Source organism: Streptomyces solicavernae (assembly GCF_029968095.1).
GTDB lineage: Bacteria > Actinomycetota > Actinomycetes > Streptomycetales > Streptomycetaceae > Streptomyces > Streptomyces solicavernae.
The window spans coordinates 17,723-32,129 of sequence record NZ_JASCIR010000011.1; the positions used below are offsets into that span (position 1 = coordinate 17,723).

Sequence of the window (14,407 nt, forward strand, 5' to 3'; positions counted from 1 at the left end):
CGCGCCGGGGGGCTCAAGTCGTTCGGTGCGGTTCCTTCCCATACGCTGGATCTGTCCCGTTCCTCACCCCTTGCTGTGCCCGCGGCGGCCGGTGTCCCGGCTCCTGCCGCGGTGAACGGAGGATCCCGTGGTTCTGGTGGCTGCGGACGCGATCGGTGCCCCGTGCTGGCTGAGCCTCGTGGCGCGCGACCGCGAGGCCGCGGAGCGCTTCTACGGTGCCGTCCTCGGCTGGACGTTCCGGCAGGGCAGATTCGGCCGGGCCTTCTCGCTGGCGGCGGACGAGGGCGTTCCGGTGGCCGGGATCGGCGCGGTGGCCGGGGAGTTCGCCGTTCCGGTGGTGTGGACCCCGTACTTCGCCGTCGACGAGGCCGACGCGGCGGTCGCGCGGGTGAAGGAGCGCGGCGGCACGGTCGGGGTGGGGCCCGTCTCGTACCCCGCGGGCGGCCGGGCGGCCCTGGTGTCCGACCGGGAGGGTGCCGTCTTCGGCGTCTGGGACGGCGACGTACTCTCCGAGTGGACCATCGGCGCGGAGCGCTCGCCCGCCTGGATCGAACTCCACACCCGCAACGCCTTCGACTCGGCGATCTTCTACGGCGAGGTCCTCGGCTGGGGCGAGGGTGACCGGGACGGCTCCTGCGAGACCTCGTACGAGGAGGACCAAGTCGTGCTCCGGCGGCGGGGGCGGCCCGTAGCCCGGATGAACAGCGGCCCGGTGGAGCAGGCGGCGCCGAAGCCGCAGCTGCGGCCCCGCTGGCTGGTGCACTTCCGGGTCGAAGACCTGGACGAGGCGGTGTCCCGCGCCCTGGAGCACGGCGGGACCACCGTCACCGGCTCGGACTGGGGCAGCCAGGGCCGGCATGTGACGGTCCGCGACCCCGACGGCGCGCTGTTCACCCTGGACCAGGCGGCCCCGGACTCCGGCTGACGGCCTGGACGCCGGCTGACGGGTCCGGTCAGATCACGTCACGTCAGGTCAGGTCACGTCAGGCCCAGGCCCGCCGCGATGCGCCGCCGGTGCCAGGCGGGTGTGCCGAGGAGCTGGGTGGCGCCGTGGGCCCGCTTGAAGTAGCGGTGCGCGTCGTGTTCCCAGGTGATGCCGATGCCGCCGTGCAGCTGGATCATCTCGCTCGCCACCGTCGAGAACGCCTCCGAGCAGGCGGACTTGGCGACGGCCGCCCGCCGCGACAGCTCCGCCGAGCCCTCGGCCGCCGCGAAGGCCGCGCCGAGCGCGGCCGAGCGCCCCGACTCGACCAGCACGTACGCGTCGGCGAGGCGATGCTTCACCGCCTGGAACGAGCCGATGGGACGCCCGAACTGGACGCGCTCCTTCGCGTACGCGACCGTCAGCTCCAGGCACCGCTCGGCCGCGCCGACCTGTTCGGCGGCGAGCGCCGCGCAGCCCAGGTCGAGTACGTGCCGCAGCACCCGGCCCCCCTCGCCCGCCGTGCCGACGAGCCGTCCCTTTGCGGCGTCGAGGTCCAGTCGGGCCAGGTCCCGCGTCCCGTCCAGGGCGACGGCCGCCGAGCGGCGCACCCCCGCACCGTCCACCGGCACGTGGAACAGCGACACCCCCTCCGGCGCGCGCGCCGCGACGAGCAGCAGATCCGCCGAGGCCCCGTCGAGGACGTGCTCCTTGGTCCCGGTGAGGCGCCACGTACCGCCGTCGGGACCGGGGACCGCTTCGGCCCGTACGGCCGCCTCCGGATCCCAGGCCCCCTGCTCGGCCCACGCCACAGCGCCGGTCGCCGTGCCTTCGGCGAGCCCCGGCAGGAACTCCTCGCACGCCGCCTTGTCGCCGGAGGAGAGCAGGGCCTGGACGGCGAGCACCGCCGAGCCGAGATACGGAACGGGACTCAGCTCGCGCCCCAACTCCGCCATCACCACGTGCACTTCGAGCGCCCCGCAGCCCGCCCCGCCGTACTCCTCGGGCACGGCGAGCCCGGCCGCGCCGATCTGCTCGGTCAACGGCCGCCAGGCCGCGGCCCCTTCGCGGCGCCCGAGCAGCGACCGTACGGCGGAGCGCAACTCCTCCTGCTCCTCGGTCAGCCTCATGCGTCAACTCCCTTCTCGAACGCGGATGTTGAGGGACCGGGTGCCGACGCCCCGCCAGGAGCCCCGACGTCGAGCTCCGCCAGGTCCTTGCCGCGGGTCTCTGCGATGCGCCGGATCGCGAGCAGCGACACGAGTCCGCAGACGACCGCCAGAACCGACAGCGGCCCGCTCCGCATGCCTTCCGGGCCCGAGAGGAGGCCGCCGGCGATCAGCGGTGTGAATCCGCTGCCGATGAGCGCGGCCAGCTGGTAGCCCATGGACGCCCCGGTGTAGCGGACCTCGGTGCCGAACATCTCGGACAGCAGCGGCCCGAGCGGCGCGTACATCGCCGACTGCACCAGCTGACCGAGCAGCATGCCGACGATCAGCAGGGCCGGCTTCCCCGTGTCGACCAGGGCGAACATCGGGAACGCGCACAGCACGACGCCCACGGCGCCGCCCACCACGACCGTCCGCCGCCCGATGCGGTCGGACAGCGCGGAGAAGAGCGGGATCGTCACCAGACCCATGAGCGAGGCGGCGATCAGCCCGTTCATGACGTCGGACGTGGCGTAGCCGATGCCCGTGGCGTACGTGAGCATGAAGATGCTGATCAGGCCGGTCAGGGCGAACGGGCCGATGCCGACGGCGCACGCGAGAAGCAGGACGCGGGGCCTGCGCAGCACCTGCACCAGCGGCGGCCGGGGCCGCGCGGCGGACCGTTCCCGCTGGGCGTCGACGGCCTGCCGGAACAGCGGGCTCTCGCTGACGCTGATCCGCACGTACAGGCCGATGGCGAGCAGCAGCGCGCTGAACAGGAACGGGAGCCGCCAGCCCCAGGACATGAACTGTTCGCGGGGCAGGAACGTGGTCGCGGTGACGGCGAGCGTCGACATCAGGAAGCCGATCGGCGAGCCCATCTGCATGACGCCGTTCCACAGGCCCCGGCGGCCGGGGTCGGCGTGCTCGACGACCATCAGCGTCGCACCGCCCCACTCACCGCCGATGGCGATGCCCTGCACGACGCGGAGCAGGACGAGCAGGACGGGCGCCGCGATGCCGATGCTGTCGTACGTGGGCAGGACGCCGATCAGGAAGCTCGCCGCCCCCATGAGGACCATGGTCAGGACGAGCATCGTCTTACGGCCGGTCCGGTCGCCGAAGTGGCCGAACACGATGCCGCCGACCGGCCGCGCGACATAGCCGGCGGCCAGCGTGCCGAACGAGGCGATCATGCCGACCGTCGGGTTCGACTCGGGGAAGAACAGCGGACCGAGGACGAGCGCGGCCATCGTCCCGTAGAGCAGGAAGTCGTAGTACTCGATGACGGTGCCGAGCAGACTCGACAGCGCCACCTTGCGCAGCAGAGCGGGGTCGGGCGAACCGGCGGGTCTCGCGGGGTCCTTCGGGGAGGGTGCGGCGGACATGGGTACTCCCGTGTGCGGTGGGACGGAGCAAGTGGCCTACGGGTGTGGGGAGTTGGTCGTCCTCAGACGGCAGGGGAGAGCTCAGCGGGCGAGCACGCGCGCCCGGCACTGCGCGGGCGTGCCCCAGGCCGTGCGCAGGGCGCGGGCCTTGCGGATCCACAGGGAGAGGTCGAGCTCCTCGGTGTAGCCGAGCGCGCCGTGGAGTTGCAGCGCCGAGCGGGCGGCGGCGTACGAGGCCTCGCCGGCGGCGACCTTCGCGGCGGCCACCGCGCGGCCCGCGTCCGGGTCGTCCGACGCGAGCGCGAGGGCCGCCGCGTGCACCAGGGGCTCGGCGAACTCCAGGCCGGTCAGGGTGTCCGCGAGCCGGTGCTTCACCGCCTGGAACGAGCCGACGGCGACCCCGAACTGCCTGCGCCCGCCCACGTATGCAACGGTCTGCGCGAGCAGCGCGCGGCCCACTCCGAGCGCCTGCGCGGCCACCGCGAGCGCAGCCACCTCGGCGGCGTGCGCGGCGGCCGAAGCCACCTCGGGCCCCCGCCGCAGCACGGCCCCGCCGACCGGCCGGGCGAGGCGCCGGACCGGGTCGGACGACGGCTGCACGGGCCCCGCCGCATCCGCGAGGAGCAGCGCGTCACCGTCGACGACGAACACCGCGTCGGCACAGTCGGCGTCCAGGGCGTAAGGCGCGGCGGGGGAGAGCAGGCACAGGGAGGCCACGGTCCTGCCGGAGGCGATGCCGGGCAGCCGGTCGGCGGCGACCGGACCGCCGAGCCGGCCGAGGAGCGCGGCCGCGGCCACCGTCTCCACGAGCGGACCCGGCACCGCGTGCCGCCCCAACTCGCCGAAGGCAACGGCAAGTTCGACGGGGAGTGGGCCCAGGCCGTCGTGCTCCTCCGGTACGGCGAGGGCGAACACCCCGGCCTCGGCGAGCCTGGCCCACAGTGCGCGGCCGGGCCCGGTGTCCCCGGCCGCCCAGGCCCGTACCGCCGCCGTCGGCTCGGCGGCGCTGAGCATCTTGTCGAGCGAGCGGGCGAACTCCCGCTGCTCGTCGTCGAGGAGGAACCGCATCACCGACGTCCCTTCGGCAGACCGAGCAGCCGCTCGGCGATGATGTCGCGCTGGATCTCGTTGGTGCCCGCGTAGATCGGCCCGGCGAGCGAGAACGTGTACCCCTCGGCCCAACTCCCGTGCGCGGGCGCGTCGTCGGCCTCGTCGGCCAGCTCGCCGTACGGTCCGAGCAGGTCGAGTGCCGTCTCGTGCAGGGCGATGTCCAGGTCGGACCAGAACACCTTGTTGAGGCTGGACTCCGTGCCGATCGAACCCCCGGCGGCGATCCGCGAGGCGTTGGCGTACGTGAACAGCCGGTAGGCGCGGGCGCCGATCACCGCGTCCGCGACCCGGTCCCGCAGCGCCGTGTCGGCCGGGTCGGCCTGCGCGCGCCAGAGTTCGGTCAGCCGGTCGGCGGCCGCAGTGAACCGGCCGGGGCTGCGCAGCGTGAGGCCGCGCTCGTTGCCCGCCGTGCTCATCGCGACCTTCCACCCCTGCCCCGGCTCGCCGATCACGTCCTCGTCCGGCACGAACACGTCGTCGAGGAAGAGCTCGGCGAACGCGGGCTTGCCGTCGATGCGCCCGATGGGCCGTACGGTCACGCCGTCCGCGTCGAGGGGGAACATCAGATACGTGAGGCCCCGGTGCGGCTTGCCCGCCTCAAGACCCTCCCGGTCGCTGCGGAACAGGCCGAACGCGCGGTCCGCGAACGCCGCCCGCGAGGACCAGGTCTTCTGGCCGCTCAGCCGCCAGCCCCCGTCGACCCGTTCGGCCGTGGAGCGCAGCGAGGCGAGGTCGGAACCGGACTCGGGCTCGGACCAGGCCTGGGCCCAGATCACCTCGCCGCTCGCCATGGACGGCAGGACGCGGGCGCGCTGCTCGTCGGTGCCGTGCTCGAAGAGGGTGGGGGCGAGGAGGTTGATGCCGTTCTGGCTGACGCGCCCGGGGGCACCGGCCGCGTAGTACTCCTCCTCGAAGATCAGCCACGTCAGGATCGACGCGCCCCGGCCCCCGAACTCCTCCGGCCAGGACACCACCGACCAGCGGTCGGAGTGCAGTTCACGCTCCCACTCCCGGTGCGCGGCGAACCCGTCGGCCGTCTCAAGCGAGGGCAACGGCGTGGCGGGCACGTGCTCGGCGAGCCACGCCCGCGCCTTCGCGCGAAAGGCATCCTCTGCGGCAGTGAAGTCGAGGTCCATCAGCGCGAGTTCGCCTCCTTCATGGCCCGTACGTCCATGCCGCCGAGCGAGTCCTTCGCGGTCTCCGCGTTGTGCGCGTGCGCCAGGTGGTGAAGCCCGAACGCCGAGTCCACGCCGGTGTGCAGGCCCTGAAGGTCCTCCGCCTGGTTGACGGCACGCTTCGTCAGCGCGAGCCCCATGCGTGGCATTTCGGCGATTTTCTGGGCCAACTCCAGTGTGTGCTCGCCGAGTTGTCCGCGCGGCACGACCCGGTTGACCATCCCGATCTCGTACGCGCGCTGCGCGCTCATCCGGTCGCCGGTGTACAGGAACTCCTTGGCGATGCGTGGCGGCATCACCCACGGATGCGCGAAGTACTCCACGCCCGGTATGCCCATCCGGACCACCGGGTCGGCGAAGAACGCGTCGTCGGCCGCCACGATCAGGTCGCAGATCCAGGCGAGCATCAGCCCGCCCGCGACACACGCCCCCTGGACCGAGGCGATCACCGGCTTCGGCAGCTCACGCCAGCGCCGGCACATCCCCAGGTAGACCTCGGACTCGCGGGCGAACCGGCTCTCCGCGCCCTCCTTGTCCGAGTGGTCCCACCACAGTCCGGCCTTCCGGTCGAACGGCAGATGCGCGTCCCGCTCCGGGCTGCCGATGTCGTGCCCGGCGGAGAAGTGCTTCCCGGCCCCGGCGAGCACGACGACCTTCACGTCGCCGTCGCCGGCCGCGCGGTAGAAGGCCCGGTCCAGGGCGTAGGTCATCGCGGAGTTCTGGGCGTTGCGGTAGTCGGGCCGGTCCATGGTGACGAGCGCGACGGGGCCGCGGCGCTCGTAGCGGACGGGTTCCTTGGGCTCGGTGTTCCCGGGTGCAGTGTGGGCAGTGGACATCCGCCCTCCTTCCCTAACAAGTGTTTGGTAGGTTAGCGTACGAGCCTCCGGCCGTCGAGAAGTCGACCGCCCGGAAGGCGACCGTCCGGAAGCCCGTCCCCCGAGAGCGATGCGGAGCCGCCCGTGAGCAGCAGCGTCGAGGAGTTCCGTACCGAGGTCCGCGGCTGGCTGCGCGCCCATCTGACCGGGGAGTTCGCCGCCCTGCGCGGGCGCGGCGGACCCGGCAGGGAGCACGAGGCCTTCGCCGAACGCCTCGCCTGGGAACGGCACCTGGCCGCCCACGGCTGGACCTGCGTCGGCTGGCCGGAGGAGTACGGCGGGCGCGGCGCGACCCTCGAACAGCAGGTCGCGTTCCACGAGGAGTACGCCCTCGCGGACGCCCCCGCCCGCGTCAACCACATCGGGGAGCAGCTGCTCGGGCCCACGCTCATCGCCTTCGGGACGCCCGAGCAGCGCGAGCGATTCCTGCCGCGGATCGTCGCCGTGGAGGAGCTGTGGTGCCAGGGCTACAGCGAGCCGGACGCGGGCTCCGACCTGGCGAACGTCCGCACCCGCGCCGAACTCCACGACGACCACTGGGAGATCACCGGCCAGAAGATCTGGACCTCACTCGCCCACGAGTCCGACTGGTGCTTCGCCGTCGCCCGCACCGAACCGGGCTCCTCCCGCCACCAGGGCCTCTCGTACCTCCTCGTACCACTGGACCAGCCGGGCGTCGACATCCGGCCGATCACCCAGCTCACCGGCACCTCCGAGTTCAATGAGGTGTTCTTCGACGGCGCCCGCACCCCGGCCTCGCACATCGTCGGCGCCCCCGGCGACGGCTGGAAGGTCGCCATGGCCACCCTCGGCTTCGAGCGCGGCGTGTCCACCCTCGGCCAACAGGTCGGATTCCAGCGCGAGTTGGAGGCCGTCATCGCCCTGGCCAAGCGCAACGGCGCGGCCGCCGACCCGCTGATCCGTGACCGTATCGCCCGCGCCTGGACCGGCCTGGAGATCATCCGCGGCAACGCCCTGCGCATGCTCGACGGCGTCGCCGCCGGGGCGCCGGGACCCGAGGCGTCCATCGGCAAGATCTACTGGGCCACCTGGCACCGCGAGCTCGGCGAACTCGCCATGGACATCTGCGGCGCCGACGGCCTGCTCGCCGCCGGGGAGCCCTACGACCTCACCGACTGGCAGCGCCTCTACCTGTTCTCCCGCTCCGACACCCTCTACGCCGGATCGAACGAGATCCAGCGCAACATCATCGCCGAGCGCGTGCTCGGCCTCCCCAAGGAGGTACGCGGATGACCTCGACCCCACCCCCGTACGTGCCCGGCCACCAGCTGCTCGCCGGGCGCACCGCCGTCGTCACCGCCGCCGCCGGCGCGGGCATCGGCGGGGCCACCGCGCGGCGGCTCCTGGAGGAGGGCGCGAGCGTGGTGATCTCCGACGCGCACGCGCGCCGCCTCAAGGAGTCCGAGGCGGAGCTCGCCGCCGAGTTCGGCGCGGACCGGGTCGCGGCCCTCGCCTGCGACGTCACCGACGAGACGCAGGTCGCCGCGGTGTTCGACCGCGCCGAGGAACGCCACGGACGGCTCGACATCGTCGTCAACAACGCGGGCCTCGGCGGCACCTGTGACCTCGTCGACATGACCGACGCGCAGTGGGACAAGGTCCTCGACGTCACCCTCAACGGCACCATGCGCTGCACCCGCGCCGCGCTGCGCCGCATGAAGGCGCGGGGCGAGGGCGGCGTCGTCGTCAACAACGCCTCCGTCGTCGGCTGGCGCGCCCAGCAGGGGCAGGCCCACTACGCCGCCGCCAAGGCCGGCGTGATGGCGCTGACCCGCTGCGCCGCCCTGGAGGCCGCGGAGTTCGGCGTACGCGTCAACGCCGTGTCGCCGAGCCTCGCCATGCACCCGCACCTGGTGAAGGTCACCACCCCCCAGCTCCTGGACGAACTCACCTCCCGGGAGGCGTTCGGGCGGTACGCCGAGCCCTGGGAGATCGCCAACGTCATCGTCTTCCTCGCCAGCGGCTACTCCTCGTACCTCACCGGCGAGGTCCTGTCGGTCAGCAGCCAGCACGCGTGAGGCGACAATGACAGGGTGCCGAAAAGCAGCAAGAAGACCACGATGAGCGCCTCGCCCGAGCGGCGCGAAGAACTCCTCGCCACCGCCGCCGAGGTGTTCGCCGCCCAGGGCTACAACGCCACCACCGTCCGAAAGATCGCCGACGCCGCGGGCATGCTCGCGGGCAGTCTCTATTACCACTTCGACTCCAAGGAGTCGATGCTCGACGAGATCCTCTCCACCTTCCTGGACGAGCTGTGGGCCCGGTACGACGCCGTGCTTGAGGCCGGGCTCGGGCCCAGGGAGACCATCGAGGCGCTCGTCACCGAGTCCTTCCGGGAGATCGACCAGCACCGTGCCGCGGTCGCCATCTACCAGAAGGAGTCCCGGCACCTCCAGACCCAGCCGCGCTTCGCCTATCTCGCCGACTCGCAGGCGAGGTTCGAGAAGGCATGGCTCGGCACCCTGGAGCGCGGAGTCGCCACCGAGGTGTTCCGCGCGGACCTCGACATCCGGCTCACGTACCGCTTCGTCCGCGACACCGTCTGGGTCGCCGCGTCCTGGTACCGGCCGGGCGGACAGCACAGCGCCGAGGAGATCGCCCGCCAGTACCTGTCGATGGTCCTGGAGGGCATCGCCCTGCGCGAATGACAGCAGACACGCACATGGATACGGACTGAGGGAGTGACCATGGCCGAGGCCTACATCGTCGAGGCGCTGCGCACACCGGTCGGCCGGCGGAACGGCGGGCTCGCCGCCGTGCACCCGGCGGACCTGGGCGCACACGTACTGAAGGCGCTCATGGAGCGCTCGGGCGTCGACCCCGCGGCGGTCGAGGACGTCGTCTTCGGCTGCCTGGACACCGTCGGCCCGCAGGCCGGCGACATCGCCCGCACCGCCTGGCTGGCCGCCGGACTGCCCGAGGAGGTGCCCGGCGTCACCGTGGACCGCCAGTGCGGCTCCTCCCAGCAGGCCGTGCACTTCGCCGCGCAGGCCGTCCTCTCCGGCACGAGTGACCTGGTCGTCGCGGGCGGCGTGCAGAACATGTCGCAGGTGCCGATCGCCTTCGCGAGCCGGCAGGCCGTCGACCCGCTCGGCCTGCCCGAGCCGGGCCCGTACGCGGGCGAGGGCTGGCGGGCCCGCTACGGCGACCGGCCCGTCAACCAGTTCCACGGCGCCGAACTCATCGCGAAGAAGTGGGACATCAGCCGCCGCGCCATGGAGGAGTTCGCCCTCCGCTCCCACCAGCGGGCCGTCCGCGCCATCGACGAGGGCCGCTTCGACCGCGAGACCGTCGCGTACGGGGACGTCACCCACGACGAGGGCCCGCGCCGCGACACCACCCTGGAGAAGATGGCCGGCCTGCAACCCCTCGTCGCGGACGGCCGGCTGACCGCCGCCGTCTCCTCGCAGGTCTCCGACGGCGCCTCCGCGATGCTCCTGGCGAGCGAACGCGCCGTACGCGAACACGGGCTCACCCCGCGCGCCCGGATCCACCACCTGTCGGTGCGCGGCGAGGACCCGATCCGGATGCTGTCGGCGCCGATCCCGGCGACCGCGTACGCCCTGAAGAAGGCCGGTATGGCGCTCGACGCCATCGACCTGGTCGAGATCAACGAGGCCTTCGCGTCCGTGGTCCTCGCCTGGCTGAAGGAGACCGGCGCCGACCCGGACAAGGTCAACGTCAACGGCGGCGCCATCGCCCTCGGCCACCCGCTCGGCGCGACCGGCACCAAGCTGATGACGACCCTCCTGCACGAACTGGAGCGCACCGGCGGCCGGTTCGGGCTGCAGACCATGTGCGAGGGCGGCGGCCAGGCCAACGTGACGATCATCGAACGGCTCTGAGGCGGCGAGGGAGGCCCACGGGGGCCGTGAGTCTCCCTCCGCAGCCGTGTCCCCGCTCAGCGCCCCACCGGAACGGCCCCGCGCTCAGCGCCCCACCAGAACGGCCCGCCCGCTCCACCGGAACAGGTGCGCCACCGGCGGCTCCACGATCCCGCCGCCCGGCACCTCGCCGTCGAACCAGCGGTCCACGTACGTCCAGTGGTAGGGATGGCCGAGATACTCCCCGGCCAGCCCCGCCACGTCGGCGAACTCCTGCTCCCAGACATGCGTCCAGCGGCCCGGCGTACGCCCCTGGTCCACCCGGCTCAGCGCCCACGAGCGGATCGTGGCGATGTGCGCGGGCATGGCGAGCAGGTCCGCCTCCAGACGGGCCACCCGCTCCTCGGGTGTGCCGGGCCGGACCGCGAGCAGCAGGGTGCGCTTCACACGCGGTCCCGGCGACGGCACCGTACGGGCGCGCACGGGCGTGAGCGCCACCGCGTCCAGCGGCCCCGGCAGACCGAGCCCGGCGGCGACCTGCGCGGGCGGCCGCTCGGACGTGAGGTCCCAACTGGCGCCCCGGCCGCCGAAACTCCCCGGCAGCTCGGGGCCGGCCGAGGACGCCAAGACGCCCGCCGCCGCGTCGGCCCTGTCGTACGCCGTGCTCCCTTCGGCCGGGAGCAGGGCCACCCAGCGGGTCACGCGGGCACCTCCGCGACCGGCTGCAGCACCTGGCGGTCGCGCTCCACGGCGATCGCGTCGGTCCGCGCCCAGAAGGCGGGCACGCGCGGGTCGCGGTTGGCGGCGGAGCGGGCGGCGTAGAACGCGCCGGTGTCGCGCACCGACCACAGGATGCGGACGGCGACCGTGTCAGGCCCGGCCCAGCTGCGCCACACCCGTTCCACGGCGAGGCCGCGCTCGCGGGCGCCCGGCAGGTACTCGGCACGCCAGCTCTCCAGCCAGGGGTCCACGTCGGGGGCGGGCAGGACGACGAGATCCAGCACGTCGACGGGGATGGGCCGGGGTGGTGCGGCGGTCATGCAGCTCCTCCTCTTCCTTTTCCTCGCCCCGCCCCGGCAGGGGCGCGGCGGGGCCGAATCAAACCGTCGCGCCACGCCTCACCGCACCAACCGCCCCCGAAGCCGGTGCAGCGTCCCCCGGTCCAGACCCAGGCCCTCCGAGAGGTACCCCGCAAGGCTGCCGTACTCCCGCTTCACCTCACCGAGTGCCGCGTCGAGGTACTCCTCGCGGACCTCCTGGAGCGGGATCAGAAGGTCAGGGTTCTCCATGTAGCCGCCCGCCTTCAGGCCCTCACGGGTCCTGCGGTCGGCCTCGGCGCGGTACTCGTTGGAGCGCAGGTAGTCCTTCTCGGCGGTCGCGGCCGGTACGCCGACGGCGCGCAGCACCAGGTAACTCACCCAGCCCGTACGGTCCTTGCCGGAGGTGCAGTGGAACAGCAGCGGGGTCTGCCGGGGGTGGGCGAGGTCGCGGAGGGTCGCGGCGAACTGGTCGCGGCTCTCCGGTTCGGTGACGAAGGAGCGGTAGATGTCCTTCATCAGCCGCTCGGCCTTGCCGTCGCCCAGCATCTCCTGCTGCTTCACCGGGTCCTTGGAGCCGATGGCCTGAGTCGTCTTCGCGTACAGGCCGAGGTCGTTCACCGGCCGGGCGGTCACCTCCACGCCCTTCGGGAGGCGGTCGGCGCCGTCGTGCTCCACCTCGAAGGGCCCACGGAGGTCGACGACCGTACGCAGACCGAGCTTGGCGAGCTTCTCGACGTCCGCGTCGGTCAGCTTGCCGAGCGAGTCGGAGCGGAACACCTGGCCGGCGCGGAACCGCCCGCCGTGGGCGGTGCGCAGGCCGCCCAGGTCGCGGACGTTGACGGCGCCTTCCAGCGGGATGTGCCCGCCGGACGGCGTACGGGTGTGGGACGCGCCCTCGGCGGGCGCCGCGGCGCGGGCCAAGGGCGCGGCCGCGGCGCAGGAGGTGAGAGTGGCGAGCAGCGCGGCAGCGACGAGCCCGGCTGTCGTACGACGGATTCCGGTGGCACGCACGGAGATCAACTCCTGGGCGTAGTAGGGAGGGTGTGAACTTCAGGCGCCCGGTGCGGGCAGTGCGCGCAGCGTGGCCTCCGCCTCGGACATGACGCGGTCGACGAGCTCCGCGCACGACGGCAGGTCGTCGATGAGGCCCGCGACCTGCCCGGCGGCCATCACGCCGAGGTCGGTGCGGCCCTCGACCATGGAGGCCCTGAGCAGCATGGGAGTGTTGGCGGCGAACAGGACCTGGCTCCACGTCAGGTCCTTGCCGTGCTTCATCGCGAGCCCGTCGCGCACGAGCTGGGACCGGCTCATCCCGGTCTCGCGCCGGAACGCCGAGGCGTGCCGCACGGCCCGGAGCAGCGAGCTGAGCCGGCCGGACCGCTCAAGACCGTCGACGAGTTCGGTGCGCAGCATCCGGTGCGGCAGCCCGTCGACCTTCGTGGTCAGCGTGACGTCCTTGACGGTCGCGGCGAGATAGCGGGCCTTGACGGCGTCCGGGACGGTCGAGTCGGAGGTGAGCAGGAAGCGGGTGCCCATGGCGACCCCCGCCGCCCCGTAGGAGAGCGCGGCGACCAGGCCGCGCCCGTCGTGGAAGCCGCCCGCCGCGATCACCGGGATGTCCACGGCGTCCACGACCTGCGGCAACAGCACGGTCGTCGCGACGTCCCCGGTGTGCCCGCCGCCCTCCCCGCCCTGCACCACCACGGCGTCGGCGCCCCACGCGGCCACCTTCTCGGCGTGCCGGCGCGCCCCGATCGACGGGATGACGACCACCCCGGCATCCTTCAGGCGCGCGATCAGCTCACGGGACGGGGCGAGCGCGAACGAGGCCACCTTCACGCCCTCGTCCACGATGACCTGCACGCGCTGCCCCGCGTCCCCCGCGTCCGCCCGCAGATTCACCCCGAACGGCGCGTCCGTACGGGACTTGACCTCGCGTACGGCCGAACGCAGCCGGTCGACCGTCATGGTGGCCGAGGCGAGAATCCCGAGCGCGCCCGCGTTCGCGGCGGCGGAGACCAGGCGCGGGCCGGCCACCCAGCCCATCCCGGTCTGCACGATCGGGTGCCGCACGCCGGCCAGTTCGGTGAGCCGGGTCGGCAGGGAGAGATCGCTCATGCCGCCGGCACCTCGCGCTCCCGCAGCCCCTTCGGGTCGATCACCTGCCGGATCAGCCGCAGCTCCTCGGGCTCGGGCGCGCGGGTGTACGGCACGTCGTCCTCCGGTACGACGAGGGCGAAGCCGGTGGCCTCGCGGACCTGGTCGACGGTGACGCCGGGGTGCAGGGAGCGGAGCCGCATCGACCGGTCCGGCGTCTCGAAGTCGAACACGCCCAGGTCGGTGATGACCTCGGGGATGCGGTGGTAGCGGGTCGCGGACGGGCCGGCCGCCGCGGCGCGGTCGTACCCGACGCCGCTCACCATGTCGACGCGCTCGACGAAGACCCGTTTCGAGTGCTTCGGCACCCAGTAACTCGTCGGGTTGTTCAGGGTGTTGACCGGCGCGCCCCGCACCCCGAGCAGCTGCCGCTCGGGCCGGGCCCAGTCGCCGATGCAGGAGATGTTCTGGTTGCCGTGCCGGTCGAGCTGGGAGGCGCCCATCATCACGTGCCGCCGCCCGCTCGCGACCAGGGCCAGATGCCCGCGGTACGGCAGCCAGCCCTCCACCACCTCCGCCTTGGCGCCGACCGCCGGGACGTCGCCGATCAGCAGCGCCTCGCCGTCGGTGAGCAGCAGCTCGGGGGAGAAGGTGAGCCTCGCGAGCCGGGCGCCGATCGTGGGCACGGTGCCCATCGGGCTGGCCAGGACCTCGCCCGCTCCCCGCCAGGCCTCGGCGCAGGCCACCACGCAGTACTCGGCCCGGGTCGCTGTGACCGTGCTGCCCATTCCCACCCGTCGCCCGCCG

At 73.1% G+C, this 14,407-nt stretch carries 15 protein-coding genes; 5 read left to right on the plus strand and 10 right to left on the minus strand.

Annotated features, from left to right (window positions below):
* The first annotated feature begins 127 nt into the window (after positions 1-127).
* A complete protein-coding gene (locus QIS99_RS15095; protein ID WP_282513837.1) occupies positions 128-925 on the plus strand; it encodes a VOC family protein in 798 nt (265 codons plus the stop codon).
* A gap of 53 nt (positions 926-978) precedes the next feature.
* Here the strand turns inward: QIS99_RS15095 and QIS99_RS15100 are convergent, their stop codons facing one another.
* The 5 genes from QIS99_RS15100 to QIS99_RS15120 all read right to left on the minus strand — a co-directional run bounded on the left by QIS99_RS15100 (position 979) and on the right by QIS99_RS15120 (position 6,579).
* Positions 979-2,052, minus strand: a complete 1,074-nt coding sequence (locus QIS99_RS15100; RefSeq protein ID WP_282513838.1) for an acyl-CoA dehydrogenase family protein — start codon at positions 2,050-2,052, stop codon at positions 979-981.
* Positions 2,049-3,458, minus strand: a complete 1,410-nt coding sequence (locus QIS99_RS15105; RefSeq protein ID WP_282513839.1) for an MFS transporter — start codon at positions 3,456-3,458, stop codon at positions 2,049-2,051. Before QIS99_RS15105 ends, QIS99_RS15100 begins: the two co-directional genes overlap by 4 nt.
* Before the next feature lie 81 nt (positions 3,459-3,539).
* Positions 3,540-4,526, minus strand: a complete 987-nt coding sequence (locus QIS99_RS15110) for an acyl-CoA dehydrogenase family protein (protein ID WP_282513840.1) — start codon at positions 4,524-4,526, stop codon at positions 3,540-3,542.
* Positions 4,526-5,704, minus strand: a complete 1,179-nt coding sequence (locus QIS99_RS15115; RefSeq protein WP_282513841.1) for an acyl-CoA dehydrogenase family protein — start codon at positions 5,702-5,704, stop codon at positions 4,526-4,528. Before QIS99_RS15115 ends, QIS99_RS15110 begins: the two co-directional genes overlap by 1 nt.
* Positions 5,704-6,579, minus strand: a complete 876-nt coding sequence (locus QIS99_RS15120) for an enoyl-CoA hydratase (protein ID WP_282513842.1) — start codon at positions 6,577-6,579, stop codon at positions 5,704-5,706. Before QIS99_RS15120 ends, QIS99_RS15115 begins: the two co-directional genes overlap by 1 nt.
* A gap of 123 nt (positions 6,580-6,702) precedes the next feature.
* Between QIS99_RS15120 and QIS99_RS15125 the strand changes: the two genes are divergently transcribed.
* The 4 genes from QIS99_RS15125 to QIS99_RS15140 are packed head-to-tail and all read left to right on the plus strand — an operon-like array spanning position 6,703 to position 10,484.
* Entirely contained in the window at positions 6,703-7,872 is a 1,170-nt protein-coding gene (locus QIS99_RS15125; protein WP_282513843.1) for an acyl-CoA dehydrogenase family protein, read from the plus strand.
* Positions 7,869-8,657 carry an SDR family oxidoreductase gene (locus QIS99_RS15130; RefSeq protein ID WP_282513844.1) on the plus strand — a complete coding sequence of 263 codons (789 nt, stop codon included), beginning with the start codon at positions 7,869-7,871 and terminating at the stop codon, positions 8,655-8,657. The genes QIS99_RS15125 and QIS99_RS15130 overlap by 4 nt, the downstream gene beginning before the upstream one ends.
* Before the next feature lie 42 nt (positions 8,658-8,699).
* The gene (locus QIS99_RS15135; RefSeq protein ID WP_282514006.1) at positions 8,700-9,287 is read left to right on the plus strand and encodes a TetR/AcrR family transcriptional regulator; all 588 of its coding nucleotides are present in this window, start codon (positions 8,700-8,702) and stop codon (positions 9,285-9,287) included.
* 39 nt (positions 9,288-9,326) lie between these two features.
* Positions 9,327-10,484: an acetyl-CoA C-acetyltransferase gene (locus QIS99_RS15140; RefSeq protein ID WP_282513845.1), complete on the plus strand. Its 1,158-nt coding sequence runs from the start codon at positions 9,327-9,329 to the stop codon at positions 10,482-10,484.
* Between the two features lie 84 nt (positions 10,485-10,568).
* On the opposite strand, the gene QIS99_RS15145 is transcribed toward QIS99_RS15140, so the two are convergent.
* From QIS99_RS15145 to QIS99_RS15165, 5 genes are all read right to left on the minus strand, one after another.
* Positions 10,569-11,165 (minus strand): Dabb family protein, encoded by a 597-nt coding sequence (locus QIS99_RS15145; protein WP_282513846.1) that lies wholly within the window; start codon positions 11,163-11,165, stop codon positions 10,569-10,571.
* Positions 11,162-11,503, minus strand: coding sequence for an NIPSNAP family protein (locus tag QIS99_RS15150; RefSeq protein ID WP_282513847.1), 342 nt, complete (start codon positions 11,501-11,503; stop codon positions 11,162-11,164). Before QIS99_RS15150 ends, QIS99_RS15145 begins: the two co-directional genes overlap by 4 nt.
* 78 nt (positions 11,504-11,581) lie before the next feature.
* Positions 11,582-12,514: a tyrosine-protein phosphatase gene (locus tag QIS99_RS15155; protein ID WP_282513848.1), complete on the minus strand. Its 933-nt coding sequence runs from the start codon at positions 12,512-12,514 to the stop codon at positions 11,582-11,584.
* 39 nt (positions 12,515-12,553) lie between these two features.
* Positions 12,554-13,606 (minus strand): NAD(P)H-dependent flavin oxidoreductase, encoded by a 1,053-nt coding sequence (locus tag QIS99_RS15160; protein WP_349017299.1) that lies wholly within the window; start codon positions 13,604-13,606, stop codon positions 12,554-12,556.
* A gap of 11 nt (positions 13,607-13,617) precedes the next feature.
* Positions 13,618-14,388: a CoA-transferase subunit beta gene (locus tag QIS99_RS15165; RefSeq protein WP_282514007.1), complete on the minus strand. Its 771-nt coding sequence runs from the start codon at positions 14,386-14,388 to the stop codon at positions 13,618-13,620.
* Positions 14,389-14,407: the final 19 nt, after the last annotated feature.

Bases quoted from the DNA above. Each gene is read 5' to 3' on its own strand.
- QIS99_RS15105 (WP_282513839.1), bottom strand. From the start codon at position 3,458: ATGTCCGCCGCACCCTCCCCGAAGGACCCCGCGAGACCCGCCGGTTCG.
- QIS99_RS15120 (WP_282513842.1), bottom strand. From the start codon at position 6,579: ATGTCCACTGCCCACACTGCACCCGGGAACACCGAGCCCAAGGAACCC.
- QIS99_RS15130 (WP_282513844.1), top strand. From the start codon at position 7,869: ATGACCTCGACCCCACCCCCGTACGTGCCCGGCCACCAGCTGCTCGCC.
- QIS99_RS15150 (WP_282513847.1), bottom strand. From the start codon at position 11,503: ATGACCGCCGCACCACCCCGGCCCATCCCCGTCGACGTGCTGGATCTC.
- QIS99_RS15135 (WP_282514006.1), top strand. From the start codon at position 8,700: ATGAGCGCCTCGCCCGAGCGGCGCGAAGAACTCCTCGCCACCGCCGCC.
- QIS99_RS15165 (WP_282514007.1), bottom strand. From the start codon at position 14,388: ATGGGCAGCACGGTCACAGCGACCCGGGCCGAGTACTGCGTGGTGGCC.
- QIS99_RS15115 (WP_282513841.1), bottom strand. From the start codon at position 5,704: ATGGACCTCGACTTCACTGCCGCAGAGGATGCCTTTCGCGCGAAGGCG.
- QIS99_RS15100 (WP_282513838.1), bottom strand. From the start codon at position 2,052: ATGAGGCTGACCGAGGAGCAGGAGGAGTTGCGCTCCGCCGTACGGTCG.
- QIS99_RS15110 (WP_282513840.1), bottom strand. From the start codon at position 4,526: ATGCGGTTCCTCCTCGACGACGAGCAGCGGGAGTTCGCCCGCTCGCTC.
- QIS99_RS15140 (WP_282513845.1), top strand. From the start codon at position 9,327: ATGGCCGAGGCCTACATCGTCGAGGCGCTGCGCACACCGGTCGGCCGG.